Source organism: Erwinia rhapontici (assembly GCF_020683125.1).
Lineage (GTDB): Bacteria > Pseudomonadota > Gammaproteobacteria > Enterobacterales > Enterobacteriaceae > Erwinia > Erwinia rhapontici.
Genome location: NZ_CP085627.1, coordinates 3,770,987 through 3,795,870, shown reverse-complemented (window position 1 = coordinate 3,795,870; position 24,884 = coordinate 3,770,987). Strand labels below are relative to the sequence as shown.

Genomic DNA, 24,884 nt, shown 5'->3' with positions numbered 1-24,884 from the left:
AGGGGGGGACCTTTTTTTCCGGTCGCCCCTGTGTCTGCCTGTTTAAAATAGCCGCCTTGTGCGGCTATTTTTTTGCCGGTGAATTAGTGGTAAGCGGGTTCATTCACCTTAAACACGCGTATTGCCAGAGACAGTTGTTCGGCCTGTTCCTGCATTGACTGGGCTGCCGCTGCCGACTGATTCACCAGCGCCGCATTCTGCTGAGTCACCTGATCCATCTGCGTGATGGCCATGTTGATCTCATCAATGCCGCTGCTTTGCTCGGCGCTGGCGATAGTAATCTCACCGATAATTCCGGTCACGTTTTTCACGCTGCTGAGAACGTCGTCCATGGTCAGCCCGGCTTTTGCGACCTGTCGACCCCCTTCATCAACCCGTGCAACAGAATCCTGAATCAGCTGTGCAATCTCTTTGGCAGCGGATGCTGAGCGCTGTGCCAGGCTGCGAACCTCTGAAGCCACAACGGCAAAACCACGCCCTTGCTCACCTGCACGGGCGGCTTCTACCGCCGCATTCAGCGCCAGGATATTGGTCTGGAAGGCAATACCGTCAATCACACTGATAATATCGACGATTTTCTTCGATGATCCGTTGATCATTTCCATCGTGCTGACCACCTGCTTCACCGCATCGCCGCTCTGTTCCGCCACCAGAGAGGCCTGAGCGGCTAACTGGTTAGCCTGGCGAGCGTTATCGGCGTTTTGTTTCACCGTGGCGGTAATCTGCTCCATCGCAGAGGCGGTTTCTTCGAGGGAGCTGGCCTGTTGCTCAGTGCGTGAGGAGAGATCCATATTACCCGCTGAAATCTCACTGGATGCCGTGGCAATCAGGTCCGTACCGGAACGGACTTCGTTAACAATTTTCAGCAGATTGTCATTCATGTTTTTCAGCGCCAGCATCAATTGACCGGTTTCATCCGTCGAGTTGACATGAATGGTGGTGCGCAGATCGCCAGCGGCAACATTTTCAGCAATGCCGACGGCTTCACGCAGCGGGCGCACAATCGAACGGGTTAAGAAGAAGCCGAGCAGCATCGCCGCAGCGATAGCCAGTAGCGAGAAAATCAGCGTGATGTGAATGGCGGTGGTGCCATCACTGACGGCATTGGCTCCTTCAGCCTGCAACTGTGAGGACTGTGAATCCGCAAAACTCACCACTATATCGAGAAACGCATTCTGCGAGGTGGTGATTTTTCGCAGTACATATTCCGTGGCCGGCGCAACATCTCCTGCACGGATGAGGGTCAGCAGTTCTTGTTTATCACTCTCAAAACGCTGGGCGGCATCTTTGACGTCCTGGATTTTTTTAATCCCCATCTCAGTGCTTTGCAACTGTGCGATTTTTTCAATCGCCGCATTGGTTTTCTGCGTCGCGCCATCGAGCTGCTTAAACCGTTTGATGTTACTGTCCGGACGGGCAATATCCAGAACCATACCGCGCAAATATTTAATCTGTTCGTTGACGCCATCGCGTACATCAAATGCCAGCCGGACTTTGATATAACGATCGCTGACGATACTGTCTACCGCCTGATTAATGTTGCCAATTTTGAGTGTTGCTGTGGCACTAACGATAATCAATAACAGTATCACCAGGCCGAAGGCGGCGCCCAGACGGACACCTACTTTCATATTCTTCATGGATAACATCCGTTCTTCTCCCCTGAATGGACCAGCCAATCTTGGGCGCATGAATATGCACCCTGAAGCCGATCAGATCGGCAGGGAGAGGGAAATCTTGATAAAAAATTGTGACAAAAATCGCATTATTACGTGTGGGAATGTAAATGAACAGGATGCCCGTGCCTGACAGGGGGTTGATACCCCCTGATAATCGAGCTTACTCGGAAGGTAAGTGCGGAACCCAGTCAATGGGGGTTTCGCCGTGCTCACTGAGCCACTGATTGGTTTTCGAAAAATGGGCAGAGCCGAAGAAACCGCGATGCGCAGAGAGCGGGGAAGGGTGGGGGGCTTGTAGTACGTGATGGCGGTTACGGTCAATAATCGCGCCCTTTTTCTGCGCGTGAGAGCCCCACAGCAGAAATATCACGCCCTCACGATGCTGATTAATGGCTGCAATCACATTATCCGTAAAGGTTTCCCAGCCGAATTTAGCATGTGAATGTGCCTGGCCCGCTTCCACGGTTAGTACGGTGTTGAGCAGCATCACGCCCTGACGTGCCCAGCTTTCGAGAAAGCCGTGTTTTGGTCGCTCAAAACCAGGAATATCCGTGACCAGTTCTTTATACATATTCACCAGTGAAGGGGGTACCGCAACACCAGGCAGAACGGAGAACGCCAGCCCATGTGCCTGATTCGGACCGTGGTAGGGGTCCTGACCTAAAATCACCACTTTCACTTCGCCCAGTTCAGTGAGACGAAATGCGTTAAAAACGTCTTTTTGCGGTGGATAGACGGTCTTACCGGCTGCGCGCTCTGCCGCGACTTTTGCCAGTGTTTCCCTGAAATAAGGCTTCTCTTTTTCCTCGGCCAGCACGTCGTGCCAGGTCATGGTATTGACCATTACCGTCTCCTTCTCATCATCAAAGTGCGTAGCTTATCGCGCTTTGCCACAAGGTAATACTTAAAATAAAGTTGAAAATTTGCAAAAAAAGAAGAATTTTTTGATTTGATAAAATTGATATAAAACAGAAAGTTGCTGTTTTCAGGCTTTAAATTCCTCCTCGCAGGTTGATTTGTATCAAGGAGACACCATTCTGGTGCTGGTATACAGATCCCAGAAGATCACGGTTTTTTTCATCAACCTGGCGCTGGAAATGAGAGCAGCGCCGTATTGCCTGGGAGGCGACTCACATGATTACCGGAATTCAAATTACTCAAGCATCCAACAGTGCATTACTGAATTCATTCTGGCTGCTGGACAGTGATAAAGCGGAAGCGCGTTGCGTTTGTGCCAAAGCAGGTTATAGCGAAGATCAGATCGTGCCAGTCAGCGAGCTTGGCCAGATCGAATATCGTGAAATTCCACTGGAAATGAAACCGCAGGTGCGCGTGGAAGGCGGCCAGCATCTGAACGTGAACGTCCTGAGCCGTGAAACGCTGGAAGAAGCCGTAAAAAACCCGGAAAAATACCCACAGCTGACTATCCGTGTTTCGGGCTATGCCGTGCGTTTTAACTCATTGACGCCAGAACAGCAGCGAGATGTGATTACCCGTACCTTTACTGAAAGCCTGTAAGCCTGAACGGGGTACGATAAAAGGGCCGGGGGTGAAAAATACACCTTCGGTCCTTTTTTATTAACATCATGATTACATTGTGCAGAATCTGTTTTTAACAGGCCGGGGGTGTAACGAAAATTATTCATTTGTATTAGAACGTGAGTTTTCTTGCTCTGACCCCTGTTTCTGTCAATTTCAGGCAATAAAAAACCGCCCCAATAATGAACTGCACCCCAAAAGTTGGATACCCAACTGAGTAAGGTGCAGTTTTTTATGAGTAAGTATTCCCTCAGTTTCAAGCTTAGGGTCGTGCAGCACTATCTCTCCGGGTCGGAGGGGCAAAAGGCGACGGCAAAGCGTTTTGGTATCGACCACAGTGCCGTTCGAAAGTGGTCTGCCGCCTGGAAACTTCATGGTGAAGCAGGACTAACGACCCGGCACTTCATCTATTCACCGGCCTTCAAAGAGTCCGTTATCCTTCATATGCGTGAACATTGTCTCTCTGTTCGTGAAGTGTGTGCAAAGTTCATTATCCCTGCCTTTTCATCGGTTTGTCAGTGGGAACGACTGTATGATGAAGGCGGTCTTGAAGCCCTCACTGACACCCGACACAGGAAAAAGACGATGCCGCAACGTCCTGAAAATAAGACAGTCGCTCCAGCTTCAGCCGCCCTCAATCCGGACGAACGCGAAGAGCTTGAGCAGTTACGCGTTGAAGTGGCTTATCTAAAAAAGCTGCAAGCCTTACTCAGGGAAAAACAAACACCGAAACGCGCGACAAAGCGCAGGTCGTGAATGAGTTAAGGCAACAGCATCCTTTGACTCGCCTGTTAAGGGCGGCAGGACTGGCAAGAAGCACGTTCTACTGGCAGTTGTCCTGCGAAAAAAAACCGGACAAATACGCTGATGACAGGCGCCGGATTTTAACGTTGTTTCATAAACATAAAGGGCGATATGGATACCGCAGGATCACACTTGCCTTCCGCCGTGAAGGGAGTTCCCTGAATCATAAAACGGTTCAGAAGCTGATGCAGGAGTTACAGCTGGTATCTTGTATCAGGGCGAAAAAATACAACTCTTACGCAGGCCGATACGGCAAAGCTGCCGGTAATCTCCTGAACCGGAGATTCAGTGCGGATAAGCCCAACCAGAAGTGGGTAACTGACGTGACGGAGTTTAAGGTCGGTGGTGAAAAACTGTATTTATCTCCGGTGCCTGACCTGTATAACGGTGAGATTGTGGCATATCAGATGGAGCATCGCCCCCACCTGTCAATGGTGGATAATATGCTGTCTAAGGCGCTATCAGTACTGAGAGAAGGTGAACACCCGATGCTGCATTCAGATCAGGGCTGGCAGTATCAGATGGTGCACTATCAGAATCGGTTGAAGGAAGCGGTGCTGAAACAGAGTATGTCCCGGAAGGGAAACTGCTATGACAACGCGGTGATAGAAAGTTTTTTTGGTACGCTGAAATCGGAATGTTTTTACCTGGAAGAACATAACAGTATCAGTGGATTACGGGCTGCTATTGACGAGTACATCTACTATTACAACCATGAAAGAATAAAACAGAAACTAAAAGGCCTGAGTCCGGTAGAGTACCGAACTCAGGCCCAGATAGCCGCCTGATATAAACCCGTCCAACTTTATGGGGTCACTTCAATAAGGCGGTTTTTTGTCATGCAGTGTGATTATTCAGCACTGTCAGTTTTTGCTGCTGTTGGCTTACGACGTTTACCCACATTTTTGGCATCGCGATGACGCTCTTTAACGCGCGGCTTCTCTTCCTGCTTCTCTTTATCTTTTAACTGCTTGCGCTTGGCTAACACTTTCTTCGAGGGTTTGCCTTGCAGCTTTTCGCTGGGTGCGCGCGTGACCGGGCGCAGTTCATCAACGGTGCGCGCTTTCAGCGGCTCCTTGATGTAACGAATGATTCTGCCCAGCAGCATGTTGTCGTGCGCTTCAACCAGTGAAATAGCGATACCTTTTTTGCCTGCACGGCCGGTACGGCCAATGCGGTGCAGGTAGGTGTCGGCGGTCACTGGCATATCGAAGTTAAACACGTGGCTGACATCGTCGATGTCGATGCCGCGTGCAGCAATATCGGTTGCGACCAGGACGTTTACACGACCTTCAGCCACACGTTTAATCGCTTCGTTGCGCTTCGCCTGAACCAGTTCCCCTTCCAGATAGCTGGTGTTAATGCCTGCTTCACGCAGCCAGCCACACAGCTCGTGCACACGCTCACGTTTACGCACGAAGACCACTGAACGGGTCACTTCCGGCTGTTTCATCAGGTGGATCAGCAGCGCAGTTTTGTGTTTGATATCATCCGCGCGGTAGTACCACTGCTGGATTTTCTTACGCTCACGGCGCGCCGGGTCGGCTTCAATTTCAATCGGCTCGTTCAGAATGCGCTCGGCGAAATCTTTGATCGCTTCGCCTTCCAGCGTGGCGGAGAACAGCAAAGTCTGCTTACGCCAGCGGGTTTCAGCCGCAATGGTTTCGATATCCTGAGCAAAGCCCATATCCAGCATGCGGTCGGCTTCATCGAGAACCAGCGTTTCAACTGCACGGCAGTCAAAATTCTCTTCTTTAATGTATTGCAGCAGACGCCCGGTAGTCGCTACCACGATGTCCTGGTTTTCACTGAACACTTCGGCATGGTTCATAAACGCAACGCCACCCGTGATAGTGGCAATATCCAGATGCGTATGTTTGGCCATTTCACGCGCCTGGTCTGCAACCTGCATCGCCAGTTCGCGCGTTGGGGTCAGGATTAAAATGCGTGGCGGGCCAGACTTCTTACGCGGGAAGTCGAGCAGATGCTGTAATGCGGGCAGCAGGTAGGCCGCAGTCTTGCCTGTACCGGTTGGTGCCGAACCCAGAACGTCGCGACCCTCCAGTGCTGCCGGAATAGCTTCTGCCTGTATGGCAGTAGGACGCGTGTAGCCTTTCTCCTGCAGGGCTTGCAGTAGGCTCTCGTCTAGTTCGAGTTCGGAAAAAGTGGTTACAGTCATGGTCTACCTCAGTTTGGGGCGCTGATTATAGACAGATTGAACACGATCTTCATCTGTTTGTGTGGAGTTAATGACTTTTCCTTCGTCACAGTTTGTCCTATGCTAGCGCCGTTTCCCTTTCAGGTCAGTCAAATGTCACAACAGAAAGCCATTCTCCGCGCCAACGGATTCACCTTCAAACAGTTTTTTGTCGCCCACGATCGCTGTGCCATGAAAGTCGGCACCGATGGTGTGCTGCTCGGTGCATGGGCCCCTGTCGCGAATGTACAGCGAGTGCTGGATATCGGCACGGGCAGCGGCTTGATCGCGTTGATGATGGCGCAGAGAACGGCAGAGTCCGTGAACATTGATGCCGTTGAACTGGATGAAATGGCGGCCGCGCAGGCGCAGGAAAATGTGGCGGCCTCGCCCTGGTCGGGAAGAGTGCATGTGCACCAGGCCGATATTGTCGAATGGTCTCAGCGCTGCGATCAGCGTTATTCGCTTATCGTCAGTAACCCCCCTTATTTTTCACCGGGGTCGGAATGTGCATCGCCTGAGCGGGCTTCGGCGCGCTATACCACCGATCTGACGCATGATGTGCTGTTGGTGTGCGCGGAAAACTTGATCGCGGAAGAGGGCTTCTTCTGTGTGATCCTGCCGGAGTCGGCGGGAAGTAAGTTGGTTGAGTTGGCTTTACAGCGCGGCTGGCATCTGCGTTTTCGCACTGATGTTGCCGATAATGATACCCGGCCGCCCAATCGGGTGCTGCTGGCGTTATCACCCAAGCCGGGCGAGCAATTACTGGATCGCATGACGATCCGCGGGCCGGACCATCAGTATTCCGATGCTCACTGCAGCCTGACCCGCGATTTCTATCTGTTCCGCTAATCAGGGCGCCAGAATCGTTGGTAACGCCTCGCCCAGGGCTTCCGGATAGTCGAGGGTGTAATGCAGGCCCCGGCTCTCTTTACGTGCCATTGCACAGCGTACCATCAGCTCAGCGACCTGCACCAGGTTACGCAGCTCCAGCAGGTTGTTGGAAATGCGAAAATGGGCGTAATACTCGTCAATTTCCTGTTGTAGCGTCGTGATGCGGCGCAGCGCGCGCTCCAGCCGTTTCGTGGTGCGTACAATCCCCATGTAGTCCCACATAAATAACCGCAGTTCATGCCAGTTGTGCTGGATGACCACGCGCTCATCGGAATCATCCACGCGGCTTTCATCCCACGCGGGCAGGCCCTCGACCCTCTCAACAGCAGGCAGGCGCTGATTGATGTCTTCTGCCGCAGACCAACCGTACACCAGGCACTCCAGCAGCGAGTTCGATGCCAGGCGGTTGGCGCCATGCAGCCCGGTATAACTGATCTCTCCAATAGCATAAAGTCCGTTAAGGTCGGTACGCCCTTGCTGGTCGACCATGACACCGCCGCAGGTGTAGTGCGCTGCCGGAACAATCGGGATCGGCTCTGTGGTGAGATCAATGCCCAGTGTCAGCAGTTTTTCGTAGATCATCGGGAAGTGCGCGCGCACGAACTCCGGCGGCTGGTGGCTGATATCCAGGTACATGCAGTCAGCGCCAAGGCGTTTCATTTCGTGGTCAATGGCGCGTGCCACAATATCGCGTGGCGCCAGTTCGCCTCGTTCATCGAAGTCGGGCATAAATCGGCTGCCATCCGGGCGTTTTAACACCGCGCCTTCTCCACGCAGTGCCTCGGTCAGCAAGAAGTTACGTGCATCCGGGTGGAACAGGCAGGTCGGATGGAACTGGTTGAATTCGAGATTAGCGACCCGACAGCCCGCGCGCCATGCCATCGCAATACCGTCCCCGGAGGCCACATCTGGGTTGGTGGTGTACTGATAGACTTTTGCTGCACCCCCGGTGGCCAGTACCACGGCACGTGCACGGCAGGTTTCTACGGCTTCTCGTTGACGGTTCCAGATGTAAGCGCCCACCACGCGACGCTCGCCCGGCAGGCCGATTTTATCGGAGACGATCAGGTCAACAGCATTACCGCGCTCAATCAGGGTAATGTTTGGGTGACTTAACGCCTGGCTGACCAGCGTGTTTTCCACGGCTTTCCCGGTGGCATCCGCGCTGTGCAGAATGCGACGATGGCTGTGACCGCCTTCACGCGTCAGGTGATAGCGTTCTTCGCTGTCCACCGGGGTTTCTTTATCGAACAGCATGCCGTTATCAATCAACCACTGCACACAATGGCGTGCATTACTGGCGATAAACGAGACGGCCTCGCGATCGCACAGGCCGCCCCCTGCAATCAGCGTATCTTCAACATGCGACTCAATGCTGTCTGTTTCATCAAACACGGCGGCAATCCCGCCCTGGGCATAAAACGTTGAGCCTTCACTGACCGGGCCTTTACTCAGTACGGTGACCTGATGTTTCTCTGCCAGGCGTAATGCCAGTGATAAGCCCGCCGCGCCACTACCAATAATCAACACATCACAGCTGTAATCGGAAGAAAGAGTCATGTTGTTTAATTTACTAAACAGATTGTTTGTTGAGCATAGCACTCACTTATCCAGGCAAAAAGGCTTTTTATTGGCCCCTCTCCACAGTGGGAGCTAAATCAAAAATTGAACAAGCCTCACGGCGTTGGTGACATCACGTAAATGCACCAGGCAGGCTTTACTCTGGCGAACTGTCACGTGTTGACGTGATTATAAGGTGAAAAAACTGGCTTCTTGCGTTACTCTGCGGGCGTCATCAGGCTCCTGAGCGATGATGTTCCGGGAGTGAGAGAGAGGCAGTGGCCCACAGGTCAGCGAGAATGCATAAAAACGCGTGCTGGTTTGTCGATGTCCCCTGATGGCACAACAAATATAATGGCGTAATGGAACTTTTCCGATGAATGCGACTCAGACTGGATGCTTGTTCATAATGATTGAGTTATTGCTGGAAGTGCGATTACGCGTGGAGACAAGTTTGGGGAGATCTTACCTCGGATGAGCGAGCAGCTAACGGATCAGGTCCTCGTTGAACGAGTGCAGAAGGGAGATCAGAAGTCATTTAACTTACTGGTAGTTCGCTATCAGCATAAAGTGGCCAGTCTGGTTTCCCGCTATGTGCCGTCAGGGGATGTGCCTGATGTAGTGCAAGAGTCGTTTATTAAAGCCTATCGTGCGCTGGAATCTTTTCGGGGCGACAGTGCTTTTTATACCTGGCTCTACCGGATTGCCGTCAATACGGCCAAAAATTACCTGGTTGCTCAGGGACGTCGTCCACCATCGAGCGATGTGGACGCTATCGACGCCGAGAATTTTGAAAGTGCGGGAGCGCTGAAAGAAATTTCGAACCCTGAGAACTTAATGTTGTCGGAAGAATTGAGACAGATAGTTTTTCGTACCATCGAGATGTTACCCGAAGACTTGCGTATGGCAATCACCTTACGTGAACTCGATGGCCTGAGCTACGAAGAGATAGCTGTGATCATGGATTGCCCGGTCGGTACGGTTCGTTCACGTATTTTCCGCGCCCGTGAAGCTATTGATAATAAAATTCAACCGCTTATCCAACGCTAGCGATAGCGACACAGGAAGGGTATTGAGGCATGCAGAAAGAACAACTTTCCGCTCTTATGGACGGTGAAACGCTGGACAATGAATTGATGTCTGCGTTGTCTAAAGACGTTGTGCTGCAAAAAGACTGGGAAAGCTATCATCTGATTCGCGACACACTGCGCGGCGATGTCCCACAACTGCTTGATTTTGATATTTCTGCCCGTGTGATGGCAGCGATTGAGAATGAGCCAGCAAAAAATATTACGCATCTGATTCCGGAAGAACAGCCTGTGCCGGCACAGGTCGCAGCCATGCCATTTTGGGCGAAACTGCGTCCATGGGCGGCTCAGATTACTCAGGTGGGCCTGGCTGCCTGCGTTTCACTGGCGGTGATCGTCGGTGTGCAGCAGTACAACAAACCGGCTGATGTCCAGTCCCCGGATTCTCCGGTATTCAATACGTTGCCGATGATGGGGCAAGCCTCTCCGGTCAGCCTCGGTGTGCCAGCGGACAACGCCAGTACGCAGCTTAATGCGAATCAGCAGGTGCAGGATCAACGTCGCCGCGTTAACGCGCTATTGCAGGATTACGAACTGCAACGTCGTCTGCATGCTGAGCAGTTACAGTTTGAGCAAAGCCCTGATCAACAGGCTGCTGCTCAGGTTCCAGGTACTCAGTCGTTAGGAATGCAACCGCAGCAATGAAGCCGTTTTGGTGCGCCGCCAGTTTTATCGCTGGCTGCCTGATTTACTCCTCTGTCGCCCCGGCCGCGTCAACGCCCTCCGGGGCGTTGTTACATCAGATGGAACAGGCCAGTCAGTCTCTCAGCTATGAACTCGCCTATATCAACGTATCGCGACTGGGCATCGAGTCACTACGCTACCGTCATTCCATCATCAATAACAAAAGCTATGCGCAGTTGCTTCAGATGGATGGCCCGCGCCGCGAGATTATCCAGCGTGGCAATGAGGTCAGCTATTTTGAATCGGGCCTTGAGCCGTTCACCATGACGGGGGATCATATTGTCGATTCGCTGCCTGCGCTGGTGTATGCCGATTTCGACCGTCTGGCTGAAACCTACGATTTTGTTTCCGTTGGACGCACGCGTATTGCCGATCAGCTGTGTGAAGTGATTCGCATCGTCCCTCGTGATGGCACTCGTTACAGTTATATCGTCTGGTTGGACAGCGAAACGAAACTGCCTTTGCGGGTTGATCTCCTCGATCGTGATGGCGAGACACTCGAACAGTATCGGGTGGTCAGTTTCGCGGTGGATGACGGCGTTCGCAATATCATGCAGGGGTTGGAAAGCGCCAAGCTTCCTCCGGTGTTATCTGTCCCTACGTCAAATGCCGTGACATTTAACTGGAAAGCGGGTTGGCTGCCAGCAGGGATGAAGGAAGTGGCGAAAAGCCGCCGTCAGCTTCCCTCACTTGACCGTCCGGTTGAAACCATCCTCTTTACTGATGGCCTGTTTAGCTTCTCCATTAACGTGACGCTTGCCGATAAAACCAGTTCGCCACAGCAATTGCGCACTGGTCGTCGTACGGTCCAAACTGAAGTGCGTAATAATGCGGAGATCACGGTAGTGGGTGAACTGCCACCGGCTACCGCTAAACGTATTGCTGATAGTGTCACTTTAGGGGCCGCGCCATGATGAGAGAATGGGCAACGGTAGTGTCGTGGCAGAATGGTATTGCCACGCTGCACTCCGAAATCAAAACATCCTGTAGCAGCTGCTCGGCACGCAAAGGCTGCGGCAGTCACATGCTGGATAAGCTCGGGCCGAAGAACGCGCATGTGATGAAAATCGCCAGTGCGCAGCCGCTTACCCCCGGCCAGCGTATCGAACTGGGCATTGCTGAAACCAGCCTGCTCAGCTCGGCGTTTCTGGTTTACATGACCCCTCTGATCGGGCTTTTTGTCCTGGCCGGTGTGTTTCAGATGTTGTTTCACAGCGATCTGGCGGCTGCCTGCGGTGCGCTGCTGGGCGGCGTGGGCGGGTTTATTATTGCAAAAGGTATCTCCGGAATATTGGGCCGTTCTGCCTCTTTCCAGCCGGTGATCCTCAGCGTGGCATTGCCACCTGACGCTATTCACGTCAGTACCGATGCCTGACCCGCGAAAAGACGGTTGGCTGTATTCCCTCGCCAACCGCCTTATTTCACCTCGTCATCTTCCCTGTTTCCCGTTCGATATGGTCATGCATGCGTTTTTGCCTGACCGTGAAGATTCCACCCCTTTGATATGTAGTGTAGAATGCTGCCTTTCGGGCCAGTGTTCGCCTGTGATATCACGCTCTCCTGACTTCGCATCGCGAGAGTTCCAGAATTTGTAAGGCAGAAAAATCTCAATAATGAAGCACATAAGAAACTTTTCTATCATCGCCCACATCGACCATGGCAAATCAACGCTTTCTGACCGTCTGATCCAGATTTGTGGTGGATTGTCTGAACGTGAAATGGCTGCGCAGGTTCTGGATTCTATGGATTTGGAACGCGAGCGCGGTATTACCATTAAAGCGCAAAGCGTTACCCTCGATTACCATTCGCCAGATGGTAAAACTTACCAGCTCAATTTTATCGACACCCCAGGTCACGTAGACTTCTCGTATGAAGTTTCACGCTCTCTGGCCGCCTGCGAAGGTGCATTGCTGGTGGTAGATGCCGGGCAAGGCGTAGAAGCCCAGACCCTGGCAAACTGCTACACCGCAATGGAAATGGAACTGGAAGTCGTACCTGTATTGAATAAGATCGATTTACCTGCTGCCGATCCCGATCGTGTTGCCCAGGAAATTGAAGACATCGTCGGCATTGATGCCACCGATGCCGTGCGCTGCTCGGCAAAAACCGGTATTGGTGTGCCTGACGTGCTTGAACGTCTGGTCCGTGATATCCCGCCACCACAGGGTGACCCGGATGGCCCGCTGCAGGCGTTGATTATTGACTCCTGGTTCGACAACTACCTTGGCGTCGTCTCTCTGGTGCGTATTAAAAACGGCACCATGCGCAAAGGCGAAAAAATTAAGGTGATGAGCACCGGTCAGACGTACAATGCTGACCGTCTGGGCATCTTCACCCCGAAACGCGTTGATACCGATGTCCTGAACTGCGGCGAAGTCGGCTGGTTGGTCTGTGCGATCAAAGACATCCTCGGCGCACCAGTAGGGGATACCCTGACGCTGGCTCGTCACCCGGCAGACAAAGCACTGCCTGGTTTCAAAAAGGTTAAACCTCAGGTTTATGCCGGTCTGTTCCCGATCAGCTCTGATGATTATGAAGCCTTCCGCGATGCGCTCGGTAAACTGAGCCTGAACGATGCGTCTCTGTTCTATGAACCAGAAAGCTCTACCGCGCTGGGCTTTGGTTTCCGCTGTGGCTTCCTTGGTTTGCTGCACATGGAGATCATCCAGGAACGTCTGGAGCGTGAATACGACCTTGAGCTGATCACTACCGCGCCGACGGTGGTTTATGAAGTCGTCACAACGGACAATCAGACCATTTACGTTGATAGCCCGGGCAAACTGCCACCGCTGAACAACATCGAAGAATTGCGTGAGCCGATTGCAGAGTGTCATATGCTGTTGCCGCAGGAGTTCCTCGGTAACGTGATCACGCTGTGTATTGAGAAGCGTGGCGTGCAGACCAACATGGTTTACCACGGTAATCAGGTTGCGCTGACGTATGAAATTCCGATGGCGGAAGTGGTGCTCGATTTCTTCGACCGTCTGAAATCCACCTCTCGCGGTTATGCGTCACTGGATTACAACTTCAAACGTTTCCAGGCATCGAACATGGTGCGCGTAGATGTGTTGATCAACTCCGAGCGCGTGGATGCGCTGGCGCTGATTACGCACAATGATAACGCGCCGTACCGTGGCCGTGATCTGGTTGAGAAGATGAAAGAATTAATCCCGCGTCAGCAGTTTGATATTGCGATTCAGGCGGCGATTGGTAACCACATTATCGCCCGTTCTACGGTTAAACAGTTGCGCAAAAACGTCCTTGCCAAATGTTATGGCGGTGACGTCAGCCGTAAGAAAAAGCTGCTGCAGAAACAGAAAGACGGTAAGAAACGCATGAAACAGGTCGGTAACGTTGAGTTACCGCAGGAAGCGTTCCTTGCCATCCTCCACGTGGGTAAAGACAGTAAATAAGCCCGGCTTCGGGCTTCGAGGGAACTGGAATGGCTAATATGTTCGCCCTGATTTTGGCGATAGCAACGCTGATTACCGGCATTGTCTGGTGTATCGACAAATATAAATGGGCACCGGCCCGGCGTGCGAAACGTGCTGCCGCGCAGGCACAAGGTATCGAAGCCACCAAGGCAGACAAACAGCCAGGTTGGGTAGAAACAACGGCTTCGGTTTTCCCGGTGCTGTTCGTGGTGTTTGTGGTGCGTTCGTTTATTTATGAGCCGTTCCAGATCCCGTCAGGTTCAATGATGCCGACGCTGTTAATCGGTGATTTTATCCTGGTGGAGAAATATGCCTACGGCATTAAAGATCCGATTACCCAAACGACGCTGATCGAAACGGGTCATCCGAAGCGTGGCGATATCGCGGTGTTCAAATACCCGAAAGATCCCAGCATGGATTACATCAAGCGTGTCATCGGGTTGCCGGGCGATCGGGTGACTTACGATCCGCTGAGCAAAACCGTGTCGATTCAGCAGACATCTACTGCGCTGCCCGTCACTTACTCGGATGTTGAAGAGAGTGACTTCATTCAGACCTTCAGCGGTTTCAGTGGTAATGAACTGGGCAACGGGTTCTTCCAGAAGCCGAAAGGTGAAACGATGCAGGGTGGCGTGCGTTTAGCCACCCGCAACGAGACGCTGGGGGATGTCACTCACCGTATTTTACTGATTGCACAGGCACCGAGCCAGCCAGGCTCTTACTACCAGCAGGCAGGTCAGCCGCAGTCCACCTGGGTCGTGCCTGAAGGCATGTACTTTATGATGGGCGATAACCGTGATAACAGTGCTGACAGCCGTTACTGGGGCTTTGTTCCTGAGCGTAATCTGGTGGGTAAAGCGACCGCAATCTGGATGAGCTTTGATAAGCAGGAAGGCCAATGGCCAACCGGCGTTCGCCTGAGTCGTATCGGCGGCATTCATTAATGATCGCCTGCGGGCGACATTAGCAAAGGGTGGTCTGCCAGGTTTGGCAGGCCACTGCACACGAAACAGATCGTGTTGGTGTTCAGGCTCAGCCCTGTTCCGTGTGCAGGATAATTGACGCATTAAGAAATTGGTAACGCATGAACCCCATCGTAATTAACAAGCTTCAACGAAAGCTGGGCTACACTTTTACCCATCAGGAATTGTTACAGCAGGCGCTGACTCACCGTAGTGCCAGCAGTAAACACAACGAAAGACTGGAATTCCTGGGCGACTCTATTCTGAGCTACGTGATTGCTAATGCCCTTTATCAGCGCTTCCCGCGCGTGGATGAAGGTGACATGAGCCGTATGCGTGCCACGCTGGTTCGCGGCAACACGCTGGCAGAGATGGCACGGGAATTTGACCTTGGCGAGTGTCTGCGCCTTGGGCCGGGTGAACTGAAAAGCGGCGGCTACCGCCGTGAATCGATTCTGGCTGACACCGTAGAAGCGCTGATTGGCGGGGTATTCCTCGACAGCGACATTCAGTCGGTGGAACAACTCATCCTGAGCTGGTACGCTAGCCGTCTTGATGAGATCAGCCCGGGCGATAAACAAAAGGATCCAAAAACGCGTCTGCAGGAGTTCTTGCAGGGTCGTCATCTGCCGTTACCATCCTATCTGGTGGTACAGGTTCGGGGCGAAGCGCACGATCAGGAATTTACTATTCACTGTCAGGTAAGCGGCATGGCAGAACCGGTTGTGGGAACCGGATCCAGCCGTCGCAAAGCTGAACAGGCAGCAGCCGAACAGGCGCTGATTAAGCTGGGAATTGAATGAGCGAACAAACTACCCATTGCGGCTTTATTGCTATTGTAGGCCGTCCGAACGTTGGTAAATCTACCTTACTGAACCAGTTATTGGGGCAGAAGATTTCCATCACCTCGCGTAAGCCGCAAACCACGCGTCACCGCATTATGGGCATCCATACCGAAGGGGATTATCAGGCGATCTATGTCGATACCCCGGGCCTGCATATGGAAGAAAAACGGGCGATCAACCGCCTGATGAACCGTGCTGCCAGCAGCTCGATCGGTGATGTTGAAATTGTGATCTTCGTTGTTGAAGGGACCAAGTGGACTGCCGACGATGAGATGGTACTGAATAAGCTGAAAGACGGCAAAGTACCGGTGCTGTTAGCGATCAACAAGGTCGACAACCTCACAGACAAAAGTATTCTACTGCCACACCTGCAATTCCTGGGTCAGCAGATGAACTTTATGGATGTGGTGCCGATCTCAGCCGAAAAAGGCACTAATGTTGATACTATCGCCAGTATCGTCCGTAAGCGCCTGCCGGAAGCGGAACATCACTTCCCGGAAGACTACATCACCGATCGTTCCCAGCGCTTTATGGCGTCTGAAATTATCCGTGAAAAACTGATGCGCTTCCTCGGTGCCGAACTGCCGTACTCCGTCACGGTTGAGATCGAACAGTTCCTGACGAACGAGCGTGGTGGTCTGACGATCAATGGTCTGATTCTGGTCGAACGTGAAGGCCAGAAGAAAATGGTGATCGGTAACAAAGGCGCCAAAATTAAAGTCATCGGTACGGAAGCTCGCCGTGATATGGAAGAGATGTTTGAGGCGAAAGTCCACCTTGAACTGTGGGTGAAAGTGAAGTCCGGCTGGGCGGATGATGAACGCGCTTTACGCAGCCTGGGCTATACCGACGACCTCTGATACTGATGGATGGCTGGCAACGCGCATTTGTCCTGCATGGACGTCCCTGGAGCGAAACCAGCCTGCTGCTTGACCTGTTTTCTGAACAGCATGGCAGGGTACGGGTGCTGGCTAAAGGCGCCCGTTCCAAGCGCTCCAGTCTGAAGGGCGCGTTGCAACCCTTCACGCCGCTGCTGGTACGCTGGGGCGGCCGTGGCGAGGTGAAAACCCTGCGCGGCGCTGAACCTGTGTCGCTGGCGCTTCCTCTCAGCGGTACAACGCTCTACTGCGGCCTCTACGTCAATGAACTTCTTTCGCGCGTGCTGGAAGATGAAACCCCCTTTAGCGAGCTTTTCTTCGACTACCTGCACTGTATTCAGGCGCTGGCGGCTGACGCCGGGTCACCCGAACCTGCACTCAGGCGTTTTGAACTGGCTATGCTGGGTCATCTTGGTTATGGCGTCGATTTTCTTCACTGCGCAGGCAGCGGCGAAGAAGTCGCCGATGGCATGACGTACAGTTATCGTGAAGAGAAGGGGTTTATTGCCAGTCTTGTGGTCGGGCATCGCAGTTTTACCGGTCGCCATTTACGCGCACTGTATCTGCGCGAATTCCCGGATGCAGACACCCTGCGCGCAGCCAAACGTTTTACCCGCATTGCCCTTAAACCTTATCTGGGGGGCAAACCGCTAAAGAGCACGGAACTGTTTCGCCAGTTTTTGCCGAGAAAACGACCAGATGCAGCCCTTCCTGGTGATGAATAGCCACGGGTAATATCCCTGCGTGCCGTGAACGTTGTACACTCCCTAAAACCTTTCGCGATCTTCAGAGGACTATCATGGCAGAGCTGTTGTTGGGCGTTAATATCGATCATGTTGCTACCGTACGTAATGCACGTGGTACGCATTATCCGGATCCGGTACAGGCGGCATTTGTCTCTGAGCAGGCAGGAGCAGACGGTATTACCGTGCATCTGCGTGAAGACCGCCGTCATATCACCGATCGCGATGTGCGCATCCTGCGTCAGACCATCCAGACACGCATGAACCTGGAAATGGCCGTTACGGATGAAATGGTGGACATTGCCTGTGACATCCTGCCGCACTTCTGTTGTCTGGTCCCTGAGAAGCGCGAAGAAGTGACGACCGAAGGTGGGCTGGATGTGGCCGGACAGCAGGACAAAGTGACGGCGGCGGTAAAACGGCTGAATGATGCCGGCATCCTGGTGTCACTGTTTATCGATGCTGACCATCGCCAGATTGATGCCGCTGTTGCTGCCGGTGCACCTTATATCGAGATCCACACCGGTGCTTACGCTGAAGCCGAAGAAGGCACGGCACGCGATGCTGAGCTGGCGCGCATTGCTGAAGCTGCCACCTATGCCGCCGGGAAAGGCCTGAAGGTCAATGCCGGACACGGCCTGACGTACCACAACGTGCAACCGATCGCCGTTCTGCCAGAAATGCACGAGCTGAACATCGGGCATGCCATTATTGGGCGTGCTGTATTTAGCGGTCTGGCTGAGGCAGTGAAAGAGATGAAACTGCTGATGCGTGAAGCACGTCGTTAATGGCAATCCTGGGTCTGGGTACAGATATTGTCGAGATCGCCCGCATTGAAGGGGTGATCTCCCGGTCCGGCGACCGCCTGGCAAAGCGTGTGCTGAGTGATAATGAGTGGGCACAGTACCAGGCACACCAGCAGCCGGTGCGTTTTCTCGCCAAGCGTTTCGCGGTAAAAGAAGCGGCAGCCAAAGCCTTTGGCACCGGGATCCGTGGTGGCCTGGCGTTTAATCAGTTTGAAGTCTATAACGACGAGCTGGGTAAACCCGGACTGCGTTTTTTCCAGCATGCTGAAGAAGTGGCGAAGAAGCTGGGGGTGGCGCACGTGCACGTTACGCTGGCTGATGAACGACACTATGCCTGTGCGACGGTAATTATTGAGAGCTAGCCCGCAGGATGCAGCACCACGAACTTTTCCCACAGTCGGTCATGACTCTCGATATGCAGCGGATCAACGATAATCGTATGATCAATCGGGCACACCTGCTGGCAGGTGGGGGAGTCGTAATGGCCGATGCACTCCGTACAGCGATCGGTATCGATCTCGTAGAATTCATCCCCCATTGAGATCGCTTCGTTAGGGCACTCCGGTTCACACATATCGCAATTGATACATTTTTTGGTGATCAGCAGTGCCATAATTCTCTCAAGTCATTAACAGGATAAAGTGCGCGGGTATTATACGCGCACTCCAGGCTCAAACCAGCTTTTTCACCAGCGCTTCACTGTGGCGAATATGACTGGAAGCACGTTCTGGATCGCGCTGAATCAGCGCCATAAACAGCAGGTCTGTCAGCGCCAACTGCGCAGTGGTTGACGAGATGGCGGCGCTGCGTGTTGTCTGCTCTTCTGCAACGGTATACAGACAGTGGCTGGCCGACTGTTGCAGTGTATTCGGTGTAAAGCCTGTAAAGGCCAGCACGGTGGCACCAATGCGCTGTGCTTCCTGTGCTGCGAGGTTGATTTCGCGACGTTCACCGGTATAGGAGATAGCCAGTAGCACATCACCCACATCTAGTGCCTGCACGCTGGACAGCAGTGCATGCATATCCTGCTCGGCCACGGCACTGATGCCAATCTTCATTAGCTTCCAGGAAAAATCTTTCGCCACCAGACCTGAAGCACCAATCCCGACCAGCACAATACGCCTTGCCTGCTTCAGCAGACGCAATGTCTCCAGCAGCATCTCTTCACTGTTAATATCCAGCGTAGCGCGAATGGCAGAGCTTTTCTCGGTGAACAGTTTTTCGCCAACCACCTTCAGCGCATCATCGCTGAGAATATGGTTATGCACGGTAATCGCATCTTTCTCGGCCAGCGATTCACTCAGCGCCAGCTTCAGTGCAGGGAACCCTTTATAGCCGAGTTTTTGCGCAAATTTTACCACGCTTGACTGACTGACGCCTGATTCATCCGCCAGCTTTTGTGAACTCAGGTGGCGTGCCCGGTCAGGCTGCGACAGCAGGTAGTCAGCTAACCGACGTTCGTTCAGCGCCAGGCTAGGATAAAGCTGACGGATACGCAGCAATGAACTCATCATTTTTCCTCTTGCGAAATCAGGCCCATCATATTGAATTATCTGTAATGATAACATTCAGCAGGCTAAGTCTAACGCGACATTTAATGGTTTCCATGATTAAGAACGGGAAAATGTGTCGTCGCGTAGAATAAAATATTCATTTATTATAACTTAAGTTCGAATTAAAAATTCAAAAGGAGAAATAATGAATCTCGGTTCACTGGTATCAGAAACGCGTAACCCGGACACATTCGACCTCGACAATCTGTCAACGCTTGAGATGGTGTCTAAATTTAATCAGCAGGATGCGACCGTTGCTGCGGCCGTTGCCCTGACATTACCGCAGGTTGCAATGGCGGTGGATGCGGCCGCTGCTGCGCTCACCGCGGGCGGCCGCCTGATTTATATGGGGGCGGGCACCAGCGGCCGTCTCGGCGTGCTGGACGCATCCGAATGTCCTCCTACCTTTGGGGTGGCGCATGGCGTTATTGTGGGGCTGATTGCCGGTGGCCCTGGTGCGTTACTCAAGGCGGTGGAAGGAGCGGAAGATAACCAGCAGTTGGGCATCAGCGATTTACAGGCGCTGAATCTGACGGTGAACGACATGGTGGTGGGTATTGCCGCATCTGGCAGAACGCCTTACGTCATTGGCGCGTTGCGGTATGCCCGGCAGTTTGGTTGCCGCACTGCGGCGATCTCCTGTAACCCGGACTCACCGATCGCACACGAAGCAGAGATTGCTATTTCACCGGTTGTCGGGCCGGAGGCACTGACCGGTTCAACCCGCCTGAAGTCCGGCACTGCACAGAAGCTGGTGTTGAATATGCTCTCTACTGGCGCCATGGTGAAAATCGGTAAGGTGTACCAGAACCTGATGGTGGACATGCAGGCGACCAATATCAAACTGGTCGACCGTGCGCGGCGTATGGTATCGGAGGCAACGGGTTGTGATGCTCAGCAGGCCGAAACAGCCTTGCTGCAGGTGCACTACGAAGTTAAGACGGCCATTTTAATGATCCTGGCGGATCTCCCGGCCGAGCAGGCAAAGCAGCGGCTGACACAGCATAAAGGATTTTTACGCGCGGCACTTTCTAACGAATAACGGAAAAAGGATCCCTCATGGACAAATCCACCCGGCTGGCACAGGCGCTGTTACAGGGCATTGGCGGAGCTGCCAATATTGCCCGACTGGAAAACTGTATGACGCGGGTACGCGTTGAAGTCATTGATGAGAGCAAACTGGCGCTGGATAACCTGCGTCAGCTGGAGGGGATAAAAGGGTACGTGAAGCAGGGAAGTCAGCACCAGTTTATCGCAGGTCCCGGAGCGGCAGCAAAAGTGACGGACGCGATGCGCAACCTCATCTCACCCGCAGGCGTTATCGCGGCGGGCGATACTGTGCAGCAGAACAAGGCACAGGCGAAAGCGAAATATCGTGCGCCGCTGAGTGATGCATTACGTCAGCTGGCGAATGTATTTATCCCGCTGATCCCGGCATTTATTGCCTCCGGTTTGATCACCGGGCTGATCAATATCATCAAACGTCCGGATATCGTGGGGAATATTGCTACGCAGTACCCTAATCTGATCGGTCTGGCCGCGATCTTCGGCAGTGCCGTTTTCACGATAATGAATATTCTGGTTGGGGTGAATACCGCCAAAGTTTTTGGCGGTTCCACCGCGCTGGGTGGCGTGATGGCGGGCATTCTCTCCAGCCCCGCACTGGCGCAGATCACGTTATTTGGTGAGCCGCTACAACCGGGGCGCGGTGGGGTAATAGCGGTTCTGCTGGTAGTGGTACTGATGTGCTGGATTGAAAAACGTCTGCGCCAGCGTCTGCCCGAATCGCTGGAGCTGATCCTCAACCCACTTCTGACTACACTTATTACTGCATCACTGGCTATTGTACTGTTACAGCCTGTCGGTGGGATGATCTCTGATACGATTGCCCATGGGGCGACACTGGCGATCGACCGCGGTGGTGTGCTGGTCGGTGCCTTGTTGGCCGGAACCTTTCTGCCACTGGTGCTGACCGGTTTGCATCAGGGACTGGTGCCGATCCACGTTGAACTGGTTCAGGCGCACGGTGCGAATGCGCTGCTGCCGATCCTGGCCATGGCCGGGGTAGGGCAGATTGGCGCATCGCTGGCGGTACTACTCAAAACACGTAACGCAAGGCTGAAAAAACTGGTCAAAGGTGCACTGCCGGTAGGTATTCTTGGGATTGGCGAACCGTTGATTTTTGGTGTCACCCTGCCGCTGGGGCGCCCGTTTATTGCCGCCTGCCTCGGCGGCGCCGTTGGCGGAGCGGTCATTAGCTATGCTAAGGTCGCCACGTTGATTACGTTTGGCCTTTCCGGGCTGCCACTGGCACTGACGATTGTGGCCGGTAAGGTCATGATGTATCTGGCAGGCTGGTTGACCGCAGTTATCTGTGGTTTCCTGTTTGCCTGGTTTATGGGTTTCAATGACCCTGAGGAGTAAGGTTTGACAACCAGTCGGGAACGACGCGTGGTATTTTTTGACCTTGATGGCACCCTGCACCAGCAGGATATGTTTGGCACTTTTATGCGCTGGCTATTGTGGCGTCAGCCGCTCAATTTATTGCTGGTGGTGCCACTGCTGCCGGTGACAGGGCTTGGGTTGCTGATTAAAGGTCGTGCGGCGCGCTGGCCGATGAGCCTGCTGCTATGGTCGATTACGTTTGGCCGCAGTGAAGCGCGTCTGGCAGAACGAGAGCAGCAGTTTGCCCATTGGTTCCGCCAGCGAGTGACCGCATTTCCCGTAGTGCAGCAGCGGCTGACAGATTATCTCAGCAGTGAAGATGCCGATGTCTGGCTGATAACCGGTTCACCGCAGCCGCTGGTCGAACAGGTCTATTTTGACTCCGCATTTTTGCCGCGCGTCAAATTGATCGCCAGCCAGATGTCACGCGCTTATGGTGGCCGGGTACTCTCGATGCGCTGCCTCGGCCATGAAAAGGTCGCGCAGCTGGAAGAGCAAATTGGCACGCCGTTACAACTTTACAGCGGTTACAGCGACAGCAAGCAGGATAACCCACTGCTGTTTTTCTGCCAGCATCGTTTCCGAGTGACACCTGTAGGTGAGTTACAACAGTTGGAATAAGCGTCTGGCAGGATAGTCTCTCCGCGACATTTAACGCTATAATGCCGCGCTTTTTTTTGCTGGAGACTCAGGTGACCGACATTAACGATGAATTCTGGATGCGCCACGCGCTTCAACTGGCTCAGCGCGCCTGGGACGAGGGCGAAGTGCCGGTGGGTGCCGTTCTGGTGCATGAAGGAAGGGTGATTGGTGAAGGCTGGAACCGCCCGATTGGTCACCATGACCCAACGGCGCATGCCGAAATGATGGCAATACGTCAGGGCGGCAAAGTCATTGAAAATTACCGCCTGCTGGATACCACACTGTACGTCACGCTGGAACCCTGCGTGATGTGCGCGGGGGCGATGGTACACGGTCGTATTGGACGTCTGGTCTTTGGCGCGCGAGATGCAAAAACCGGGGCAGCCGGTTCGCTGCTTGATGTGCTGCGACACCCGGGGATGAATCATCAGGTGCAGATTGAGCAGGGGGTCCTTGCTGAAGAGTGTGCTGCGCTGCTGAGTGAATTTTTCCGCCAGCGGCGTGCCGAAAAGAAGGCCCAGCGCCCGTAGGGACGGACCTTCTTTTTTCGGTCCGCCTGTCTGAGCTGAGTCATCAGTTCAATGCGATTTTCGCTTCAACCGTTGGATAGCCGTTACCCAGTTCGGCTTCCGTTGCCGCCTGTTGTGCCAGCTTTCTTTCCTGATCCTGCAAATAGCCGACAAGGCTTATCTGGTATTTGCGGATATTTTCCACATAGGCATAGGCTTCATGGCCGCGGGCATAGCCGTAACTGGTCTGGCTGTAATAGCGTTTCTGGCTGAGCATCGGCAGGCGAATCTTCACGTCGGCCCAGCTATCCGGATTACCCTTCTGTTTATCCGTCAGTTTACGCGCGTCCAGCATATGGGCGTAACCCATGTTATACGCCGCCAGAGCAAACCAGATGCGTTCGTCTTCAGGGATCGTTGGCGGTACCTTTTCCATCATACGCACCAGATACTCACTGCCGCCACGAATGCTCTGTTCCGGATCGGTCCTGTCACTGACATTCAGGCTATCCGCAGTATTGCGCGTCAGCATCATCAGGCCACGCACGCCAGTCGGGGATGTGGCCTGTGGGTTCCAGTGGGACTCCTGGTAAGAGATGGCTGCCAGTAAACGCCAGTCAATAACCTGCGCGTACTTCTCGAAAAGTGGCTGGAAGTCTGGCAGCGTTCCGTCAATGGCACGCAGAAAGGTGCGAGTATCGACATAATCGAACGTGCCGACGTGCCCCAGGTACTTCTCATCCAGACGGGCCATTGCGCCTTCTTCGCCCATCTGATTAAAGAAGTCGAGTAGCGCGGCATTCATGCTGTCATCCTGTTCACGCTGGACATACCAAGTGACCGGCTCTTCATCCGTGATATCAAAAGCCACTGCCAGCTGTGGATGGATGCGCTGCATCAGCGCGATAGTGACGGAATCGCCCACGGTATAGTCGAGTTTGCCATCGGCCACGGCTTCCAGCAGGCCCTGAGGCGTTTGATCGGTCGAGATCGCCCAGTCAAGATCGGGGTACTGATGCGCTTTCATTTCACGCAGGGTCGACAGATAAGCCGATCCTGACGCCGCCGTCAGGCGCCCCTTCAGATCGCCCAAATTTTTCGGCCGTGGTGCGCCGATACGGTACACCAGCTGTTGTGAAACAGAATAGTAAGACGGACCCGCACGAAAACGCGCCAGCCGTTCATTATTGTAAATTAACCCTGCCGCCAGCATGTCGGCTTTATCATCTTCGAGGTCATCAAACAGATCGCCCAGGTTCGGACGCACGGTGATTTCCAGCTTAGCCCCTAAATAATCGGCGAAGCGCTTCGCCAGCTCGTAGTCCATACCCGCTGGGGATTGATTGACTGTGTAGTAAGTCAGCGGAGAATTTATGGTGCTGATACGCAGCACTCCCCGCGATTTTATCTGTGCGATACGGTCGGTCGAACCGCCGTACCACGGTATCGAGGGCCACAGTGCCAGCGCAAGAAGCACGGTGATCAGCCCGACCAGCAGATAATTAAATTTAAGGCGTTTCAAATAGTTATCTCTCGATGGTTCTCAGGTATCTGTCTTCTATGGCAGTATTTATTGTCTATAATTGGTCCTGAGCGTGGGGCATTCTGCTCAACTCCGCGCA

General features: G+C 53.3%; 25 protein-coding genes. 18 read left to right on the top strand and 7 right to left on the bottom strand.

Annotated features, from left to right (window positions below):
• Positions 1-83 precede the first annotated feature (83 nt).
• Together LJN55_RS17540 and ung are read right to left on the bottom strand one after the other, a co-directional pair.
• Positions 84-1,649 carry a methyl-accepting chemotaxis protein gene (locus tag LJN55_RS17540; RefSeq protein ID WP_133845823.1) on the bottom strand — a complete coding sequence of 522 codons (1,566 nt, stop codon included), beginning with the start codon at positions 1,647-1,649 and terminating at the stop codon, positions 84-86.
• A gap of 190 nt (positions 1,650-1,839) precedes the next feature.
• Positions 1,840-2,523 (bottom strand): uracil-DNA glycosylase, encoded by a 684-nt coding sequence (gene ung, locus LJN55_RS17535; RefSeq protein WP_133845824.1) that lies wholly within the window; start codon positions 2,521-2,523, stop codon positions 1,840-1,842.
• Between the two features lie 290 nt (positions 2,524-2,813).
• Here ung and grcA point away from each other — a divergent pair, with 290 nt between their 5' ends.
• Entirely contained in the window at positions 2,814-3,197 is a 384-nt protein-coding gene (gene grcA / locus LJN55_RS17530; RefSeq protein WP_133845825.1) for an autonomous glycyl radical cofactor GrcA, read from the top strand.
• 255 nt (positions 3,198-3,452) lie between these two features.
• Positions 3,453-4,810, top strand: a protein-coding gene (locus tag LJN55_RS17525) for an IS3 family transposase (protein WP_227534950.1) whose coding sequence is annotated in 2 segments (ribosomal slippage) — positions 3,453-3,915 and positions 3,915-4,810 — 1,359 coding nt in all. Because the reading frame shifts where the segments join, the coding sequence is not laid out codon by codon here.
• Positions 4,811-4,872: 62 nt separating this feature from the next.
• On the opposite strand, the gene srmB is transcribed toward LJN55_RS17525, so the two are convergent.
• Positions 4,873-6,201: an ATP-dependent RNA helicase SrmB gene (gene srmB, locus LJN55_RS17520; RefSeq protein ID WP_133845826.1), complete on the bottom strand. Its 1,329-nt coding sequence runs from the start codon at positions 6,199-6,201 to the stop codon at positions 4,873-4,875.
• A 132-nt stretch (positions 6,202-6,333) separates the two neighbouring features.
• Here srmB and trmN point away from each other — a divergent pair, with 132 nt between their 5' ends.
• Complete coding sequence (gene trmN / locus LJN55_RS17515; RefSeq protein WP_133845827.1) at positions 6,334-7,071, top strand: tRNA(1)(Val) (adenine(37)-N(6))-methyltransferase TrmN; 738 nt, start codon at positions 6,334-6,336, stop codon at positions 7,069-7,071.
• On the opposite strand, the gene nadB is transcribed toward trmN, so the two are convergent.
• Positions 7,072-8,673, bottom strand: coding sequence for an L-aspartate oxidase (gene nadB, locus LJN55_RS17510; RefSeq protein WP_227534949.1), 1,602 nt, complete (start codon positions 8,671-8,673; stop codon positions 7,072-7,074).
• Positions 8,674-9,147: 474 nt separating this feature from the next.
• Between nadB and rpoE the strand changes: the two genes are divergently transcribed.
• The 11 genes from rpoE to acpS all read left to right on the top strand — a co-directional run bounded on the left by rpoE (position 9,148) and on the right by acpS (position 18,475).
• Positions 9,148-9,723 (top strand): RNA polymerase sigma factor RpoE, encoded by a 576-nt coding sequence (gene rpoE / locus LJN55_RS17505; RefSeq protein WP_062744587.1) that lies wholly within the window; start codon positions 9,148-9,150, stop codon positions 9,721-9,723.
• A 29-nt stretch (positions 9,724-9,752) separates the two neighbouring features.
• Positions 9,753-10,406: an anti-sigma-E factor RseA gene (gene rseA / locus LJN55_RS17500; RefSeq protein WP_133845829.1), complete on the top strand. Its 654-nt coding sequence runs from the start codon at positions 9,753-9,755 to the stop codon at positions 10,404-10,406.
• Positions 10,403-11,359 carry a sigma-E factor regulatory protein RseB gene (gene rseB, locus LJN55_RS17495; RefSeq protein WP_133845830.1) on the top strand — a complete coding sequence of 319 codons (957 nt, stop codon included), beginning with the start codon at positions 10,403-10,405 and terminating at the stop codon, positions 11,357-11,359. The genes rseA and rseB overlap by 4 nt, the downstream gene beginning before the upstream one ends.
• Complete coding sequence (gene rseC / locus LJN55_RS17490) at positions 11,356-11,820, top strand: SoxR-reducing system protein RseC (protein WP_133845831.1); 465 nt, start codon at positions 11,356-11,358, stop codon at positions 11,818-11,820. The genes rseB and rseC overlap by 4 nt, the downstream gene beginning before the upstream one ends.
• A 238-nt stretch (positions 11,821-12,058) precedes the next feature.
• Entirely contained in the window at positions 12,059-13,858 is a 1,800-nt protein-coding gene (gene lepA / locus LJN55_RS17485; protein ID WP_133845832.1) for a translation elongation factor 4, read from the top strand.
• Between the two features lie 29 nt (positions 13,859-13,887).
• Positions 13,888-14,823: a signal peptidase I gene (gene lepB / locus LJN55_RS17480; RefSeq protein ID WP_133845833.1), complete on the top strand. Its 936-nt coding sequence runs from the start codon at positions 13,888-13,890 to the stop codon at positions 14,821-14,823.
• Positions 14,824-14,963: 140 nt separating this feature from the next.
• Positions 14,964-15,644: a ribonuclease III gene (gene rnc, locus LJN55_RS17475; RefSeq protein WP_133845834.1), complete on the top strand. Its 681-nt coding sequence runs from the start codon at positions 14,964-14,966 to the stop codon at positions 15,642-15,644.
• Positions 15,641-16,546, top strand: coding sequence for a GTPase Era (gene era, locus LJN55_RS17470; RefSeq protein ID WP_133845835.1), 906 nt, complete (start codon positions 15,641-15,643; stop codon positions 16,544-16,546). Before rnc ends, era begins: the two co-directional genes overlap by 4 nt.
• Before the next feature lie 5 nt (positions 16,547-16,551).
• Positions 16,552-17,289: a DNA repair protein RecO gene (gene recO / locus LJN55_RS17465; RefSeq protein WP_133845836.1), complete on the top strand. Its 738-nt coding sequence runs from the start codon at positions 16,552-16,554 to the stop codon at positions 17,287-17,289.
• 74 nt (positions 17,290-17,363) lie between these two features.
• Positions 17,364-18,095 (top strand): pyridoxine 5'-phosphate synthase, encoded by a 732-nt coding sequence (gene pdxJ / locus LJN55_RS17460; protein WP_133845837.1) that lies wholly within the window; start codon positions 17,364-17,366, stop codon positions 18,093-18,095.
• Positions 18,095-18,475, top strand: coding sequence for a holo-ACP synthase (gene acpS / locus LJN55_RS17455; RefSeq protein ID WP_159338031.1), 381 nt, complete (start codon positions 18,095-18,097; stop codon positions 18,473-18,475). Before pdxJ ends, acpS begins: the two co-directional genes overlap by 1 nt.
• On the opposite strand, the gene LJN55_RS17450 is transcribed toward acpS, so the two are convergent.
• Together LJN55_RS17450 and LJN55_RS17445 are read right to left on the bottom strand one after the other, a co-directional pair.
• Positions 18,472-18,726, bottom strand: a complete 255-nt coding sequence (locus LJN55_RS17450) for a YfhL family 4Fe-4S dicluster ferredoxin (protein WP_133845839.1) — start codon at positions 18,724-18,726, stop codon at positions 18,472-18,474. The two genes, acpS and LJN55_RS17450, sit on opposite strands and share 4 nt — an antisense overlap.
• A gap of 58 nt (positions 18,727-18,784) precedes the next feature.
• Positions 18,785-19,624: a MurR/RpiR family transcriptional regulator gene (locus LJN55_RS17445; protein ID WP_133845964.1), complete on the bottom strand. Its 840-nt coding sequence runs from the start codon at positions 19,622-19,624 to the stop codon at positions 18,785-18,787.
• Positions 19,625-19,811: 187 nt separating this feature from the next.
• On the opposite strand from LJN55_RS17445, the gene murQ reads away from it, so the two are divergent.
• From murQ to tadA, 4 genes are read left to right on the top strand one after another with little or no spacing between them, the layout of a single operon-like run.
• Positions 19,812-20,708 (top strand): N-acetylmuramic acid 6-phosphate etherase, encoded by an 897-nt coding sequence (gene murQ, locus LJN55_RS17440; RefSeq protein WP_227534948.1) that lies wholly within the window; start codon positions 19,812-19,814, stop codon positions 20,706-20,708.
• Positions 20,709-20,725: 17 nt separating this feature from the next.
• Positions 20,726-22,090: a PTS transporter subunit EIIC gene (locus tag LJN55_RS17435; protein ID WP_133845841.1), complete on the top strand. Its 1,365-nt coding sequence runs from the start codon at positions 20,726-20,728 to the stop codon at positions 22,088-22,090.
• Between the two features lie 3 nt (positions 22,091-22,093).
• Entirely contained in the window at positions 22,094-22,732 is a 639-nt protein-coding gene (gene yfhb, locus LJN55_RS17430) for a phosphatidylglycerophosphatase C (protein WP_133845842.1), read from the top strand.
• A 41-nt stretch (positions 22,733-22,773) separates the two neighbouring features.
• Positions 22,774-23,283: a tRNA adenosine(34) deaminase TadA gene (gene tadA / locus LJN55_RS17425; RefSeq protein ID WP_197931309.1), complete on the top strand. Its 510-nt coding sequence runs from the start codon at positions 22,774-22,776 to the stop codon at positions 23,281-23,283.
• Between the two features lie 43 nt (positions 23,284-23,326).
• On the opposite strand, the gene mltF is transcribed toward tadA, so the two are convergent.
• Positions 23,327-24,784 carry a membrane-bound lytic murein transglycosylase MltF gene (gene mltF / locus LJN55_RS17420; protein WP_227534947.1) on the bottom strand — a complete coding sequence of 486 codons (1,458 nt, stop codon included), beginning with the start codon at positions 24,782-24,784 and terminating at the stop codon, positions 23,327-23,329.
• Positions 24,785-24,884: the final 100 nt, after the last annotated feature.

Excerpts from the sequence above, each read along its gene's own strand:
- tadA (WP_197931309.1), top strand. The coding sequence starts at position 22,774 with ATGCCGCGCTTTTTTTTGCTGGAGACTCAGGTGACCGACATTAACGAT.
- ung (WP_133845824.1), bottom strand. The coding sequence starts at position 2,523 with ATGGTCAATACCATGACCTGGCACGACGTGCTGGCCGAGGAAAAAGAG.
- rpoE (WP_062744587.1), top strand. The coding sequence starts at position 9,148 with ATGAGCGAGCAGCTAACGGATCAGGTCCTCGTTGAACGAGTGCAGAAG.
- lepB (WP_133845833.1), top strand. The coding sequence starts at position 13,888 with ATGGCTAATATGTTCGCCCTGATTTTGGCGATAGCAACGCTGATTACC.
- era (WP_133845835.1), top strand. The coding sequence starts at position 15,641 with ATGAGCGAACAAACTACCCATTGCGGCTTTATTGCTATTGTAGGCCGT.
- recO (WP_133845836.1), top strand. The coding sequence starts at position 16,552 with ATGGATGGCTGGCAACGCGCATTTGTCCTGCATGGACGTCCCTGGAGC.
- rseB (WP_133845830.1), top strand. The coding sequence starts at position 10,403 with ATGAAGCCGTTTTGGTGCGCCGCCAGTTTTATCGCTGGCTGCCTGATT.
- pdxJ (WP_133845837.1), top strand. The coding sequence starts at position 17,364 with ATGGCAGAGCTGTTGTTGGGCGTTAATATCGATCATGTTGCTACCGTA.
- trmN (WP_133845827.1), top strand. The coding sequence starts at position 6,334 with ATGTCACAACAGAAAGCCATTCTCCGCGCCAACGGATTCACCTTCAAA.
- murQ (WP_227534948.1), top strand. The coding sequence starts at position 19,812 with ATGAATCTCGGTTCACTGGTATCAGAAACGCGTAACCCGGACACATTC.
- srmB (WP_133845826.1), bottom strand. The coding sequence starts at position 6,201 with ATGACTGTAACCACTTTTTCCGAACTCGAACTAGACGAGAGCCTACTG.
- LJN55_RS17540 (WP_133845823.1), bottom strand. The coding sequence starts at position 1,649 with ATGTTATCCATGAAGAATATGAAAGTAGGTGTCCGTCTGGGCGCCGCC.
- lepA (WP_133845832.1), top strand. The coding sequence starts at position 12,059 with ATGAAGCACATAAGAAACTTTTCTATCATCGCCCACATCGACCATGGC.
- LJN55_RS17450 (WP_133845839.1), bottom strand. The coding sequence starts at position 18,726 with ATGGCACTGCTGATCACCAAAAAATGTATCAATTGCGATATGTGTGAA.
- LJN55_RS17435 (WP_133845841.1), top strand. The coding sequence starts at position 20,726 with ATGGACAAATCCACCCGGCTGGCACAGGCGCTGTTACAGGGCATTGGC.
- acpS (WP_159338031.1), top strand. The coding sequence starts at position 18,095 with ATGGCAATCCTGGGTCTGGGTACAGATATTGTCGAGATCGCCCGCATT.
- nadB (WP_227534949.1), bottom strand. The coding sequence starts at position 8,673 with ATGACTCTTTCTTCCGATTACAGCTGTGATGTGTTGATTATTGGTAGT.
- rseA (WP_133845829.1), top strand. The coding sequence starts at position 9,753 with ATGCAGAAAGAACAACTTTCCGCTCTTATGGACGGTGAAACGCTGGAC.
- rseC (WP_133845831.1), top strand. The coding sequence starts at position 11,356 with ATGATGAGAGAATGGGCAACGGTAGTGTCGTGGCAGAATGGTATTGCC.
- LJN55_RS17445 (WP_133845964.1), bottom strand. The coding sequence starts at position 19,624 with ATGAGTTCATTGCTGCGTATCCGTCAGCTTTATCCTAGCCTGGCGCTG.
- rnc (WP_133845834.1), top strand. The coding sequence starts at position 14,964 with ATGAACCCCATCGTAATTAACAAGCTTCAACGAAAGCTGGGCTACACT.
- grcA (WP_133845825.1), top strand. The coding sequence starts at position 2,814 with ATGATTACCGGAATTCAAATTACTCAAGCATCCAACAGTGCATTACTG.